Source organism: Allobosea sp. LjRoot9, from assembly GCF_964252745.1.
Lineage (GTDB): Bacteria > Pseudomonadota > Alphaproteobacteria > Rhizobiales > Beijerinckiaceae > Allobosea.
In genome coordinates this window covers 1,392,962-1,407,204 of record NZ_CAXUPC020000001.1, presented here as the reverse complement: position 1 = coordinate 1,407,204, position 14,243 = coordinate 1,392,962, and the positions used below count along the sequence as shown (strand labels likewise).

The following is a 14,243-nucleotide window of genomic DNA, read 5'->3' as shown; positions in this document are numbered from 1 at the left end:
GGACTGAGCCTTCAGCGCGGAAGCCGTTCCACCGTGGACACGCCAATTCCCGCGGATCAGCCGCTTCCGGTGATCCGGCGCAAATTCAGATGGCCGAGAAGCCGCCATCGACAGACAACTCCACCCCATTCACGAAGCTCGACTCGTCTGAGGCCAGAAACAGCGCGGCCGCCGCAATTTCCTCAGGACGGCCCATCTTTCCCCGCGGAATCAGGGATTCGAACATCTGCTTCGCCTCCTCGGTGAGGACTTGGTCCTGCATCGGTGTGGCGATCGGCCCCGGGTGCAGCACATTCACCCGGATATTCCTGCCCTTGAGTTCGTTGAGCCATCCGCGTGCGAACGCGTGCAGCGCCGCCTTGCTCGCCGCATACACGCTGTAACCAGGAAAGCCTTTGATCGAAGCAACTGACCCGGTCATGAAGATCGAGCCACCATCGTTGAACAGAGGCAACGCCTTCTGGACCGTAAACAGCGTGCCGCGCGTATTCAGGCCGAAGGTCGCATCGAAATGCTGCTCGGTAATCTCGCCCAGTGGGACGGCTTCGCCCGTGCCAGCGCTCGCGTACAGGATGTCGATCCTGCCCTTTTCCCGTTTGACCGTATCGAACAGACGGTCGAGGTCGTCGAGATTGGCCGCGTCGCCGCGCACGCCGGTCACGTTCCGGCCAATCAACTTGACGGCCTCGTCGAGCGCCTCCTGTCTCCGGCCCGTGATGAAAACATAGGCGCCTTCTTCAACGAACCGCTTGGCGCTCGCCAGCGCCATGCCGCTTGACCCACCCGTGATGACTGCAACCTTACCCTCAAGCTTTCCCATGACTTCTCCTTCAGACTCCGTCTTTGGTCGTTCGGGGAAGACCCCCGAGACCGTGGAAATGGGTCCGTCGGCGTCGGGTGTTGAGTGCGGAAGCGCGCAGATCGGTGGTGCGAAATCCATCCGGCTGGATGGCTGATACCAGCCGCGACGATCGGTATCCGCCGTTCGGAATTGAGCTGCACTCGTCGGCATAGGCCGAGATGACCGCCCGTACGGCTGTTCGATGTGTTAGATATGGGCTTTGGAAGGCGCGCCGCGCGGTGCGGAATTGCACCATGATCGACTGGGATGACGTTCGCTATTTTCTTGCCGTCGCGCGCGGAGGCTCGGTGCGGGCTGCCGCCGAGCGCCTCGGTGTGAACCACTCGACCGTGCTGCGACGCATCGCCCAGCTCGAGGAGCGCCTCGGGGCGCAGATGTTCGAAAAGCTGCCTTCGGGCTACCGCCTGACGGCTGCGGGCGAGGAGGTCGTCGAGCTCGCGAACCAGATGGAAGCGTCGTCGCACCAATTGGAGACGCGCGTCTTCGGGCGCGATCAGAGCGCGCGCGGGCTTCTGCGGGTGACGCTGCCACCGTTCCTCGCGACACATCTGCTCATGCCGGATCTCGCCGATTTCGCGCGTCTGCATCCGGATATCGAGATGGAAATCGTGTCATCCGGCGAGGTGGCGAATCTGACCAACCGAGAGGCCGATGTCGCGATCCGCATTGTCGCCGACCGCAAGACCCTGCCGCTCAATCTTCACGGCCTGAAGGGACCGGAGCTGTTCAGCGGTGTCTACATGTCTCGCGATCGACTAGCCGCGTGGCGTACGGGCGCGCCTGATCCCATCCGGTGGATCGTCATAGACAATCAAGGACTCCCGGCCTGGGCGCGCGAGGGAGAGGTTCACACCACGGGAGTTCCATTCAGGACCCCGGACGCCGAGACGCAGATCGTTGCAGTGCGGCAAGGGATCGGGATGACGAAACTGCCGTGCTTCGTCGGAGATGCCGACGCTCTATTGGTGAGGGTGCCGGGCATCGACCTGCCCATGCATGGGACGCTCTGGCTTCTCACGCAGGGCGAGACACGCAAGACGAAGCGCGTGCGGCTCTTCACGGAGTTCGTATCCCGCAGGCTCGCCGCCTACGCTCCGCTTCTCGCGGGTCTGCCCATATCGCGCGACTGACGCCCGGCATGTCGCCGGCGACGCTTGCCGTAATCCGGTCGGAAGCCGAGCTGCGACCGCTTGAAGCGGCGTCGTTCAATCCGCGAATGTTGCGCCGTATCGCAATCGGCGCGAGGGCCGCACGACTGACGGCGACGGGCTTCACCATCCCTGACGGTCTTTTTGGCAGGCTGGAGACGCCGCTTTTGCGGAGAACTCCGAGGAAAATAGAGCAACCGGTGTCGATAGTCTTTGAAACCGAGCAAATCGCGGATCGCCGAAATTCTCCTTTGAAGTCAAGAGCGAGAATTTCTGACGGATCCGGGATACGGTTCTTCGTCGGCGGCGGGAAGTTTTTCCTCGATGGATCAATGCGTTATGATACTTCGGAACAATCGAGTGGGAGTAAAAGGTTGGGGCACATGTGGGGGAGGCCGGACTGTGACTGCCGATCTGGATGGGTCGAACCGAACCACGAGTTGATGGCGCCTCGCCGGCGGGCGCTTCCGGTCAATGCCGGGGTGGGTGACATTCCCGAACGGCCAGCGGTGTAGTCATCAGATTGAGCGACGAAACCATCCGGTGCTATCGAGGGCGTTCAACACGGAGCAAGAGTATGTCGAGCGATGGTCCGCAGGGGAAGGCAATCCGGGCGTTCTTTGAAGATCCCGAGAACGAGAACCTCTTCCCCAACTGCCCTTTTCGGCGAGAGCTCCCTCATTTGCATGAGTTTGATGCCGCGTCGGCCGACATAATCCTGGGCCATATGCTTGGTCACATCATAGACCACAAGGCAGGTCAGCCGTGCCGCAATGAATCGGGTGAAATGGTATCGGCGATCAATCAGGACGATATCCGGGATGAACTTCGGTTCGTCTACAATGATTGTAATAATCCTAGGCTGAACGAAGAAAGAAAATCCGGCGCAGATCTAGATCCAGCCGATCTCGATCCATATCGGTACCCTGAATATCATGGCTTCGATCCTGAACAGAGAGGCTGTTTTGGCGCCGATGCGCGCGCGGAACTGATGGCGGAAGCCATTCGCGTCTATATGCGGAATCCAAATTACTTGAAAACAGTAGCGCCGAATGTGGCCACCCGAATCCGTGCAGCGGTGAATCCAAATCCCGCCTTGAACCAGATCACTCAATTCAACTGATGGCCTCATATGGGCGGAAACGACCGCGATAATTGATCTGGCTTGCCCCCTGAAAAGGGATCCTCCCTGTAGTCAGCCTTTTGGGCCTCCGGAGGATGTCAGGACTGCCAGGGAAGAAGCTGTCGGCAAGCTCAGGCAGGCCGGCGCGTTGTCGTCGCAGGGTCGACCGGTTGGGGAAGCGATCTGCGCCATCGGTGTGACGCCGCTCACACATCATCGGTGGGCAAGGACTCTGGCGGTCTGAAGTTGGTCGTGTCCCGTAGCGTGGTGTAGCTTGTGATGGCCACCACGTTGGCCGGCTGGGCCGGGAAGGTCAGGCAGCCAATGTTGGGATGCCGACGATTGGATCATCGCTCAATGGCGCGATGCTTTCCAGCGTGATGTATCGGGCGCGCTGGACGGCCCACTCGTCGTTTTGTTCGAGCAGAATGGCGCCGACGAGCCGCGTGATGGCGGCCTCGTTGGGAAAGATGCCGACGACCTCTGTGCGGCGTTTGATCTCGCCGTTGAGCCGCTCCAGGGGATTCGTGCTGTGCAGCTTGGCGCGATGCTGCGTCGGGAAGGTCATGTAGGCGAGGACATCGGTCTCGGCGTTGTCCATCAGGGCGGCGAGCTTGGGGACGGTCGGCCTGAGCTGATCGGCGACGCGGCGCCATTGCTGGCTCGCGGCATGGGCGTCGTCCTGGGCGAAGGCCGTGGCGATGAAGGCTGAGACGACGCGCCGCCCGCTGCGGCCGGCATGAGCGAGCGCATTGCGCATGAAGTGGACGCGGCAGCGCTGCCAGGTCGCGGTGAGCACCTTCGAGACGGCGGCTTTGATGCCCTCATGGCTGTCGGAGATGACGAGTTTGACCCCGCGCAGGCCGCGCCGCGCCAGCTTGCGCAGGAAGGCGGTCCAGAAGGTCTCGGCCTCGGACGGGACTGTCAGGGATTTTGTGTCTTGGGCCATAGTGACGCCGATGGAGGGCGCATATGGTCATCAAGAAGGACACGTTGGATCAGTTGCTTGCGGGGCGTGACCCGCGAGATGTTTTTGCCAAGGATGGACTTGTCGACGAGCTGAAGAAGGCTCTTGCGAACCGGGTTCTGTCGGCGGAGCTGGACGATCACCTCGATGGCGAGGCGGCGGCCGGGAAGAGCAATCGCCGCAATGGCTATTCGAAGAAGACGGTGCTGGGCGAGAGCTCGAAGCTGGAGCTGCGGATTCCGCGCGATCGGGAGGGTACGTTCGATCCCAAGCTGATCGCCAAGTACCAGCGCCGCTTTCCCGGCTTCGACGCCAAGATCATCTCGATGTACGCCCGGGGGATGAGCGTCCGCGAGATCCAGGGCCATCTGCTGGAGATCTATGGCCTCGACGTCTCGCCCGACCTGATCTCGACGGTGACCGACGCCGTGCTGGAGACCGTAACGGAGTGGCAGAACCGGCCGCTGGAGACGAGCTATCCGCTGATCTTCTTCGACGCCATGCGCGTGAAGATCCGGGACGAGGGCCTGGTCCGCAACAAGGCGGTGTACCTGGCCCTTGGCGTGCAGGCCGACGGCACCAAGGACATCCTCGGCATCTGGATCGAGACGACCGAGGGCGCCAAGTTCTGGCTACGCGTGATGAACGAGCTGAAGAACCGCGGCGTCGAGGACGTGCTGATTGCCGTCGTCGACGGCCTGAAGGGCTTCCCCGAAGCGATCAACGCCGTCTTTCCGCAGGCGATCGTACAGACCTGCATCGTGCATCTGATCCGGCATTCGCTGGAGTTCGTCTCCTGGAAGGATCGAAAGCCCGTCGTGCCGGCGCTGCGCGCGATCTACCGCGCCAAGGACGCAGAAGCCGGAGCGGCCGCGCTCGAGGCCTTCGATGCGGGTTTCTGGGGCAAAAAATACCCCGCGATCGCCCTGGCATGGCGCCGCAACTGGGATCGCGTCATCCCGTTTTTCGCCTTTCCCGAGGGCGTGCGGAAAATCATCTACACCACCAACGCGATCGAGGCTCTGAATGCCAAGCTCCGGCGCGCGGTCAAAATACGGGGGCATTTTCCAACCGACGAGGCCGCGACCAAGCTGATCTATCTCGTCTTGCGCGACGCTGCGGCCGAGTGGAAAATGGCACCGCGCGAATGGGGCGAAGCAAAATCCCAGTTCGCCATCATGTTCGAGGAACGCTTCATCACGCGGTGAAGCTCAACCCGCCCCGGACACAAAAATTCAGACAGTCCCGCCTCGGACGGGCCGATATCCATGCCCAGCACCTCGCGCCTGCCGTCGCTGTTGACGCCGACGGCGACGATGACCGCGACAGAGACGATCCGGCCGGCCTGGCGGACCTTCACATAGGTCGCATCGATCCAGAGATAGGGCCAGTCGCCCTCGATCGGCCGGTCGAGGAAGGCCTGCACCCGTTCGTCGATCTCCTCGCAGAGCCGCGATACCTGGCTCTTCGAGATGCCGCTCATCCCCATCGCCTTGACCAGGTCATCGACTGAACGCGTCGAGATGCCCTGGATGTAGGCCTCCTGGATCACGGCCGTCAGCGCTTTCTCGGCCATGCGACGCGGCTCGAGGAAACCCGGGAAATACGAGCCCTTCCTCAGCTTCGGGATGCGCAGCTCGACCGTACCGGCGCGCGTCTCCCAGTCACGCTCGCGATAGCCGTTGCGCTGTGCCAGGCGCTCCGGGCTCTTCTCGCCCAGGCCTGCGCCGGTCAGGCCGCTGACCTCAAGCTCCATCAGGCGCTGGGCGGCAAAGCCGATCATCTCGCGCAAAACATCCGCATCAGGGCTCTTCTCCAGCAGCCCGCGCAGGTTCATCATCTCGTCGGTCATCGGTGGATCTCTCGGTTCGGGGTTGGTCGTCGCAACCCAAACCTAACCGGCAACCGCCGATGACCACCTCACCTACACCACGTGACGGGACACGACCCTGAAGTTCGACCAGGTGAAGCGGCTGAAGGACATCAAGAAGGAAAACGAGCGACTTCGGAAAGCCGCCTCGGATCTGACGCTGGAGAAACTGATCCTCGCGTAGCTGTCCCCGGGGAAGCTTCCGAGCCCCACCCGGCGCCGTCGCTGTGTCGAGCACGTCGTGCTCGCGGCTGAACGGCGCTTCACTCTGATGCGAGGGCGGTCACCTAGAGCGATTTCCGATCCAATTGGATCGTTCAATTGCCCTAGACCTTTGTTTTGACGCGTTTTCTTCACGCGAACCGGTATCCACTTCGCTCGAAAACGCTCTAGGTTCCTTGCAGCGTCAGAAATGGGCTTTTGGCTGGAGCTTCAGCGTCGTTCGCGTGGAATCCGCCATCTTCGATAGCAACCAGCCGGGATTGCCGAGGTTGAAATAGGTCTTGAGCAGAAAGCGCCAGAACAGACGCTCTGCGTTCGAGGAAGGCCCATGCTGCGCCAGTATTCTGGCGCATTCGGCCGCGGTTCGGCTGCCGTGGACCGCGCTGTTGTTCACTCCCGTTCGCCGGAAGCAAGCAATCGGCCGATCAATCCGGCCGTAGGGCTCCTTCGTCAGGGCTCGGCAGAACATCTCGTAATCGCCGGCGTCCTTGTAAGCGATGTCGAAACCGCCCAGTTCCTCGAAGAAGCTCCGCGAGAAATAGGTCGCCATGTGCATGATGGGGTTCCAGCCCAGACACGCAAGGATTGCGGGCGTCACCCAGTTCGGAGGGGCCGCGAGCCCACCAAGGCTATGCCCTTTTGCATCGGTCCATCTGATGGCGCCGACGACCCAGCGCCTGCCGCTTTCGCGGTAAGCCTTCACCACCGCCTCGGCCGCGCCCTCGAGCATCACGTCATCGGCGCCAAGAAAGCCCAACAACTCGCCGGACGAGTTGAAGGACCCCTTGTTGATGGCGTCGAAGATGCCGCTGTCTTTGCCCTGGAGCACGCGCAGCCCACAGCTGAGCGCGAGCTCTACGGTTCCGTCGGTACTGCCGCCGTCGACGATCACATGCTCGATCTCGATGTCGTGCGTCGCGTTCGCGCGCGCGGACTCGATGCATTCCTTCAGATACTCGACGGCGTTCAGCGTCGGGGTGACGATTGTCACGATCATGGAACTGCCCTGCCGCTACAGCCAGTCGGTTACGAGAGCTGGGGCGAGGGGGCCGCCTCCGGCCTTGCGGCGATCATCGGCAAGGTCTCCTCCTCCGCCATGTCGCTCTCCATGTCGCCTTCTGCCACGACAGGAATCCGGGTTGCCGCGTTCTGCATGGCCCACATGGCCGCCTGGGTGCGGTTCCTGACACGCAACTTGCGCAAGATCGCCTTGACGTGAACCTTCACAGTCGCCTCGGCGATCTCGAGCTTGCGTGCGATGACCTTGTTGGATTCGCCCAGCATGAGCCCTTCCAGAATGCTGACCTCGCGGCCGGAAAGGCCCGAGAACGGAGACCCGTCGGCCCTGCGTTGCGCGCCTTGCAGAAGGCGCTGTGGTGCGACCGCGACTTCTGAGAGCTGTGACAGAAGCTCGGGGGGGAAGACGGCTCCGTTCGCGATGACGACCTCCAGAGACATGATGAGATCCTGCGCGGAGATGGACTCGACAAGATATCCCACCGCTCCCAGTTGCACGGCGCGGTGCATCAATTCGCGGCTGCCGCGCAGGGCAAGGGCCACGATCTTGGCGCTCTTGAACTGCCTCTTGATGTCGCCGACGATGGAGCAGGACATGTCGTCGATCACGACGATGAAGAGATCGGGCGATTTTTGGCCGTTCTCGTGCCTATGGAGATCGAGGCTGGCGGTTCTTTGGCTTACCCGGAAACGCGCGCCATTCAGTAGCTGTGTAATCCCTTCCCGGAGCAGCGCGTTGTCGCTCAATACGGCGGTTTCGATGAGTTCAGGCATCGTATTTCCCCCATTACTCGACACAAAAACCGATACGATAAAGGCCTACTCGAACTACTGCGTATCCATTAATCTGTTAGAGGCATTCCGAGACAGGATTCGCATCTTCTAATCAATTGGGGCATCAGGCTGGCTCAAATTGGCATATGTGCCAGAATTTCATCGTTAATAATTAGTTCATTCGGATGTGTTCGTCTTGTCAGGAAAGTACGGTCCTCGTAAGGACAATCCTTACAGGACAAGGCCTGGCTGTTAAGGCATGGCTGTTATTGTCGAGGCTTGATTTTGCCCTGGCGCGGCTTGCTTCGCGGCTCCGGATCGATCGCAGACGTTCGGATTAGATCTCTGGCGAGTACCGCGGCTTCCGTCCGATTCCGAACATTGAGGACACGCATCACCCCCGAGACATGGATCTTCGTGGTTGGCTCTGCGATGTGGAGCGCCTGGGCGATTTCGCGGTTCGAAAGCCCATCCGCCAGGAGTGTCAGGACATCTTTCTGTCGCGGCGTTAATCCGAATGGGCTCTGCTGCAAGCTGGAGCGCCGTTGTGGAGCGTCGCGAGAATGATGGCTTTCCGCGTCCGTGCTGAACGGAGTCAGGGCGCGCGGGATCGAGAGGCGCCCGGCAAGGACATCCCTGACCGATTCAACGATCTCGTCATCCCGCTGCAGCGTTGAAATGAAACCGTGGAAGCCTTCAGCGATAAAGTGGAGAACCTGGTCGAAGGTGCCGTTGGTCGAGATGACGACATAGCGCGTCAGCGCAGAGGCGCGCTTGAAGTCCCAGATGATGCTGGGACTCGCCGATCCCATCAGGTTCAGACTGACGAGCGCGAGATGGATGTGTTGTTCTGCCGACAGGTTGCGCATCAGGCTGTCGAGATCGGTAGCCTCTAGAAATTCGGCCTCCGGCAGCGCAGCCTGCAGCACGACCCGCAAACCCGTGCGGTAGAGGGCATGTTCGTCGGCAACCAGAATCCTGACCATGGTTCGTGCAGCCGATCCGGTCGCCTTTTGCAGTCAGGAGGCGCGGCAGTTCTTGACGCAGCTTCCGCTTGGTTACAGGCGGCCATCGAGGCCCAGCCTCCCAGTTCCCCATGCACCGTGGTAACGGGAACGGTCTCGCAAGTCGCTACGCCCTTCAGGAGAGGGTGCCGCTTTGTGCGTGGCCATCATTTTTCGACGATGCCAAGCTGAGTACTCCGCACAGGTCTGAATGCGACGGCTCAGAGCACCGATGGCGTAGAGCAGGATGCGAAAAAGTGGGCACCGGTTTTTTGCATTGATCCTGCTGTCACTCTTAGATGAGAGCAGGATGCGAAAAGTGGGAGCCGGTCTTTCGCATCGATCCGGCTCTGGTCAGTGCCCTCAGATATCGAGAATCCAGCCGTGGCTGGCGCCGTATCTGATGATGTCGAGGCGCGAGTGCAGCATCAGCTTCTTGCAGGCCCTGTATCGGTAGGTTTCGACCGATTTGATACCAAGGCCAACGCGCCGGGCGATCTCCTTGTTGGAATGACCGACGGCCGCGAGGCGCAGGACCTGCAGTTCGCGGTTGGTCAATGTGCCGTTCGGAACGGCTACGGGGGCCGGGCTGTGGGCTTGGGACAGCTTGCGAATCCATTCGGAGCGGAACTCTTCCAGCTCGGAATCGATGTAGATGCCGCCGCTCAGCACCGTTCTGATGGCTTGGGTGACCTTGTCGCTCGACGAAGCCTTGAGGACGTAGCCGCGAATGCCTGTCTTCAGCGCCTTCTGTACGTAGCTCGACTCTTCGTAATGGGTCAGCATCACGATCAGGGTCGCGGGAGCTCCTTCAAGAATGCGCTCGGCCAGTGTGAGGCCGCTCATGCCGGGCAGGCCCATATCGAGAATGACGATGTCGGGGTTTCGGTCGCGGACGAGCGTGAGCGCCTGGGAGGCGGAGGTGGCTTGTCCCACAAACTCGAGATCCGGCAGCCCGAGTACGAGAGCCTGTAGGCCGGTCAGGATGATCGGGTGATCGTCAACCAGTATGATACGCGCCGTCATGGCGGGGCGGCCTGCTGCGGTTGGGGCTTCAATGGTGCGGTTGCCGTCACGATTGTACCCTTGCCGAAACGCGGGCCGATCTGCAGTGTTCCGCCAATGCTGTTCATGCGTTGCTGCATCCCGCGAAGCCCGATGCCCGAACTGCCGAATTCTCCCTGCGGCTGTGTTTCCGTCGACAAGCCGGCGCCATCATCGGCTATCGTGAGCGACACCGATCTGCAGTTGAATTCCAGAACGATATCGATTTTCTGTGCGCCGAGCGCGTGCTTGAGCGCGTTCGTCAGCGCCTCCTGGGCGACCCGGTACAGGTTGCTTTCGAGGGCGACGGGAAGCGAGTCGGGCTCCGTTCCCTTCTTCTTGAAGGAGAGGTCGAGCCTGCCGTCCGTTGTGAACCAAACGGCTGTGATCTCGATGGCTCGGCTGAGGCCGAGTTCGTCGACAATCCGCGGCCGGCCACCGACGACGGCATGGTGGATTTTACGTCCGACCTCGGAGACATGCATGGCGAGGTCGTCGAGGCGGCTTCGCGCCGGGCCGCGGGCGGCGTCCCGCATGCGTCTCAGTTCCATGAGAACGAGGGCCATCTCCTGGCCTGCGTGGTCATGAAGATCCTGGGCAATGCGCTCACGCTCATCGGCGCGGATATGTTTGATCTCGTCCTGGAGTTCCTGCTTCTGCGCCTCCGCGATACGCAGCGCCTCGACAACGAAGCAATATTGCTCGACCAGTCGCAGGCGATCGCGGCGCAGTTCGTCGGCTTGCTCCATGGCAAGGCGCTCGTGCCGCTCGGCCCTTGACCTCCTCATCTGCTCTGCGCGCGCTACAAACCTTGCATCTCGCACAGGGAGGAGGCGCAGCAGAAGGCTGGCCGGGCGGCTTTTGCGCCGCGGAACCAGAGCGTTGCCAAAGCAGCGATAGTCGAGGGCGCCGCCCTGTCCGTCGAAGCTGACCCTTTCGATCAACGGCTGACGGGAGCCTGAGCAGCGAATGAGATAGGTTCGCAGGGCTTCGGCTCGGCTGGAGCAGATGTCGAAGAGCGACGATATCGAAGTTTGGGGAGAAAGAGCCAGGTGCGCTGCACGATTCTGCGCATGGATGCTTCCGTCGCAGCAAACAACGAGAGACGGTTCGAGATAGGTTTCCAGATCTAACTCAGTTCGAAGCTGCAGATGCATCATCGCGGAAGTATTCCCTCGTATCTGGATGCAGTTCTGTTCGCTTGAGGTGAAGCACGACGCGGCATGCGGCGGCCCCCCTGGCGATCGTCTGTTCAAGATCGACGGCTGCATAGCCGACCGCATTAGCGGTCATCACGCCGAAGATGTTCGACGTCAGCATGCAGAGGGATGGGTGGCTGATGACTGCATTTCCCAGGGGGCATTTGCAATTGCCCAGGACGATATGGTCTTCGTCTTCTTCGATGATGAAGAATGCGCCGTCAGCGCGCTTATTCAAATTGATCAGAGCTGCAAGAAGCTGATCTCGATTGAGGTTCTGAACGCCAAGTGCTGTCTTATACTGTTTCTCGATGTCCGATCCCAGCCGCGCAGCGATGCTGCTGACATAGGCGCATGCATCATCGACTCCGGCTGTGGTTTCGAGCAAATCCGCCATGCCGGCAACCAGGGTATCGAAAAGACAATGCTGGTCGAAATCGATGACCAGCGAATCAAGGCTGGGCGATGTCGTATTGGCAATGATTGGGGGCACGATGACTGGCCCTCCTGAACAGATTGCTGGTCGGATACGGGCATTCGAGCGATGAAGTTCACGCAAGATCGACTATACGGCGGGCATGAGCTGTGAAGATCTCTTTCGCCGGTAATTATCCCTCCGTAGATTGGATCCTATGTCCTGATTAGGAACATTTTGTATCGAATTGGCGCAATTCTTGTGTTCCTTGGCGGGGAGCGAGAATGGGTGGCGAAATACGGCTCATTTTCGCTCGACGCAACTAAAGGTTGAAACCAAAGTCTGCACGTTGAGCGTGTTATAGCATTCAAAGCAGTAAGATATCAATGGTTATTATCACATGCACGTGATGCGTTAGGAGATCAGCGACGTGGCCTCATTGATGTATGTCAAGGAGTGCCCGAGGCGAAAGAACTGAATAATTTAAATCTGCGTTAGGCTCGTTCAGAGCCGAGCCAGAGGCGGTCTTCCATCCGGGAATACATTTATTTTATCATATAGTACCATATTGAACGAAGTTTGCCCGGCTAGTTCACAGTAAGAATATTCGATAGAATGACTATATAAAGGTCGCTTATATGTAGTAATTTATTTTAAATTATCAATTTAAATTATTTTGAATATGAAAATAATTAGAATATCGTAGGTTATAATAAATACATATATGTATGCATATCGAATAATTCTAGATAATATTGAATTTATTTTTTAGTAATTAGACGTATTTGGCGAGTCATCGCTTAATTGCCTGAGAGTCATCGAGGTTGTATTAAGTATTGATGTTACTTATGAGATATATTTTTGGGTAAATAATCGCCGCCGTTCAATGAGCGCGGGCGGGAGATCGGGCTCGGCACGGTGCTGACGCACGGCAAACCAAGCGTTTCAGCGTGATGACCGGCAACGCTTGCATCGCGATCCATGGGTTGCTCCCGGGCGCGGTCTCTGTGGCCATCTGCATGCCGCCGTGACGACGGAAGACGATTGCTTTCATTCACCCGACGGTCGAGGAGCCTGGCGCTTTGATCGAAAGACGTGCCTGAAGCAACGGTGAAGCGACGAGCTTCCGAAGCCGTCGCCAGGCGAATGGCAAGAAGCTCTGTTGGGAGTGGTCGATGGGCGTGTGCAGGATCAGACCGGGATCGATGAGCATCCTCGCGCCAGTCCTATCCGCGAGGCGGCGGTTGAAGACCAGGTGCTCGCAGATGCTGGGGCCAGGCTGGAGATAGCTTCCAAGGCGATAGGCATCCGTGCGGTAGAGGCACAAGCCGTTGAAGGTCGACGCGCACTCGATCTCGCGATCGTCGGTGAGCGCTCGCTGGTGCGGATAGATCTGCGAGCGAAAAAAACGATAATAGGCGAAGATGTTGTTCCGGCTTCCCGCCAGGTCTTCCAGCAGCGTGTCGAAGGATCTGTGATCATCCTGAAACGCCAGGAGATCGTAGTAGTGGGGTCGCGACGTCGCCGAAACGCCGAAGATGCCTTGCCGCTCGAGTTTGGCTGCGGCGGCGAGCAGGGCGGCGATCGAGGGTGGCCTGGCGATGACGTTGTCGATGTCGAGGACGCAGATGAAGCGGGGCTCGAGATCGGCTGCTTCGAACTCGCTCTTGAGCCGCTCGCGACCAAGAGCCATCCGCTTCAGCCGATCCCGCTCCCCCGCCATGAAGGGGGTCGGCACCAGAACGATCCTCCCGCTGGTCTCTTCACGCTGAAGCAGTTCCCGGGTTCCGTCGCGCGAGCCATTCTCGCCGACGAATGCGACGACGCTCAGCCCTTCCGAGCGCAGCGCGGCGAGCAGGCCCAGGAAGGACGGGATCGTCGCGGCACAATCCCTGGCTAGAGACAGAAAGACGAAATCGGGTCTCATCATAGCTTTCCCGCTCAGCTATCCGAGGCTTTGAGGGCGATCAGCGATTTCGCGAGGAACAGGACGTTCTCAGTCAGAACCCGCGCATCCGGAAAGAGCTCTGTAAGCTGCGCCCGGTCGAGCATCGAGGTGCCTTCCACGATCTGCATGGCGTGGTCGAGCGAGGTGGCCTTTGCGTAGAAGCCGCGCGCCTTGCTCGACACCATCCGCCGCTGCACGGGCTGCGGCAGCCAATGCAGGATCGGAGCGTTGCTGTGAGGGTCCAGCGGGAACCAGAAGTTCGGCGTCTGCACGTAATAGCTCGGAGCCAGCCGCCTGATCTCGGCGGCGACGCGCTTCATGTCGTCCCAGCGGCCGACATGCTCGATCAGCGAGTTGGAATGGACGAAGTCGAAGCTGAGATCCTCGAACTGCGCGACGTTGCGGGCATCTCCCTGGATGACATGAAAGCGCGGATCGGGCGATTGCTCCTTGGCTTCGATGTTCAGGAGCCAGATCTCGACGCCCGAAGCGGGCATGTCGAACTGCCAGTAGTCGGCGTCGCCTCCCATGTCGAGAATCCGGCACGACCCTCGCGTCCTGATCACGGTCTCGATGACCGGACGGATATAGGTCTTGAACCTTTCCTCGCGGAAGTGCGCGCGCCGGAACGATTGCGGGATCATGTTCAT

General features: G+C 59.9%; 12 protein-coding genes and 2 pseudogenes. 3 read left to right on the top strand and 11 right to left on the bottom strand.

Going from position 1 to position 14,243, the window contains the following annotated elements; genetic code table 11:
* Positions 1–85: 85 nt before the first annotated feature.
* The gene (locus tag ACSQ3P_RS06535; protein ID WP_436164769.1) at positions 86–820 is read right to left on the bottom strand and encodes an SDR family NAD(P)-dependent oxidoreductase; all 735 of its coding nucleotides are present in this window, start codon (positions 818–820) and stop codon (positions 86–88) included.
* Between the two features lie 275 nt (positions 821–1,095).
* On the opposite strand from ACSQ3P_RS06535, the gene ACSQ3P_RS06530 reads away from it, so the two are divergent.
* Positions 1,096–1,992, top strand: coding sequence for a LysR family transcriptional regulator (locus tag ACSQ3P_RS06530; protein WP_436164768.1), 897 nt, complete (start codon positions 1,096–1,098; stop codon positions 1,990–1,992).
* A 595-nt stretch (positions 1,993–2,587) separates the two neighbouring features.
* A complete protein-coding gene (locus tag ACSQ3P_RS06525; RefSeq protein WP_436164767.1) occupies positions 2,588–3,133 on the top strand; it encodes a hypothetical protein in 546 nt (181 codons plus the stop codon).
* Between the two features lie 313 nt (positions 3,134–3,446).
* Here the strand turns inward: ACSQ3P_RS06525 and ACSQ3P_RS06520 are convergent.
* A pseudogene (locus ACSQ3P_RS06520) lies at positions 3,447–4,052 on the bottom strand (IS256 family transposase); the annotation flags it as partial.
* Between the two features lie 53 nt (positions 4,053–4,105).
* Here ACSQ3P_RS06520 and ACSQ3P_RS06515 point away from each other — a divergent pair.
* Positions 4,106–5,308, top strand: coding sequence for an IS256 family transposase (locus ACSQ3P_RS06515; RefSeq protein ID WP_436164766.1), 1,203 nt, complete (start codon positions 4,106–4,108; stop codon positions 5,306–5,308).
* Between the two features lie 38 nt (positions 5,309–5,346).
* Here ACSQ3P_RS06515 and ACSQ3P_RS06510 read toward each other — a convergent pair.
* From ACSQ3P_RS06510 to ACSQ3P_RS06470, 9 genes and pseudogenes are all read right to left on the bottom strand, one after another.
* Positions 5,347–5,952 (bottom strand): annotated as a pseudogene (locus tag ACSQ3P_RS06510) (IS256 family transposase); the annotation flags it as partial.
* Between the two features lie 424 nt (positions 5,953–6,376).
* Positions 6,377–7,189: a glycosyltransferase family 2 protein gene (locus ACSQ3P_RS06505; RefSeq protein WP_436164765.1), complete on the bottom strand. Its 813-nt coding sequence runs from the start codon at positions 7,187–7,189 to the stop codon at positions 6,377–6,379.
* A gap of 29 nt (positions 7,190–7,218) precedes the next feature.
* Positions 7,219–7,983, bottom strand: coding sequence for a LuxR C-terminal-related transcriptional regulator (locus ACSQ3P_RS06500; protein WP_436164764.1), 765 nt, complete (start codon positions 7,981–7,983; stop codon positions 7,219–7,221).
* A 266-nt stretch (positions 7,984–8,249) separates the two neighbouring features.
* A complete protein-coding gene (locus ACSQ3P_RS06495) occupies positions 8,250–8,969 on the bottom strand; it encodes a LuxR C-terminal-related transcriptional regulator (RefSeq protein WP_436164763.1) in 720 nt (239 codons plus the stop codon).
* Between the two features lie 381 nt (positions 8,970–9,350).
* Complete coding sequence (locus tag ACSQ3P_RS06490; protein WP_436164762.1) at positions 9,351–10,013, bottom strand: response regulator; 663 nt, start codon at positions 10,011–10,013, stop codon at positions 9,351–9,353.
* Positions 10,010–11,191, bottom strand: coding sequence for a sensor histidine kinase (locus tag ACSQ3P_RS06485; RefSeq protein WP_436164761.1), 1,182 nt, complete (start codon positions 11,189–11,191; stop codon positions 10,010–10,012). Before ACSQ3P_RS06485 ends, ACSQ3P_RS06490 begins: the two co-directional genes overlap by 4 nt.
* Positions 11,166–11,723: a methanogen output domain 1-containing protein gene (locus ACSQ3P_RS06480; protein ID WP_436164760.1), complete on the bottom strand. Its 558-nt coding sequence runs from the start codon at positions 11,721–11,723 to the stop codon at positions 11,166–11,168. The genes ACSQ3P_RS06485 and ACSQ3P_RS06480 overlap by 26 nt, the downstream gene beginning before the upstream one ends.
* Positions 11,724–12,699: 976 nt before the next feature.
* A complete protein-coding gene (locus tag ACSQ3P_RS06475) occupies positions 12,700–13,383 on the bottom strand; it encodes a glycosyltransferase family 2 protein (protein ID WP_436164759.1) in 684 nt (227 codons plus the stop codon).
* 203 nt (positions 13,384–13,586) lie between these two features.
* Entirely contained in the window at positions 13,587–14,243 is a 657-nt protein-coding gene (locus ACSQ3P_RS06470) for a methyltransferase domain-containing protein (RefSeq protein ID WP_436164758.1), read from the bottom strand.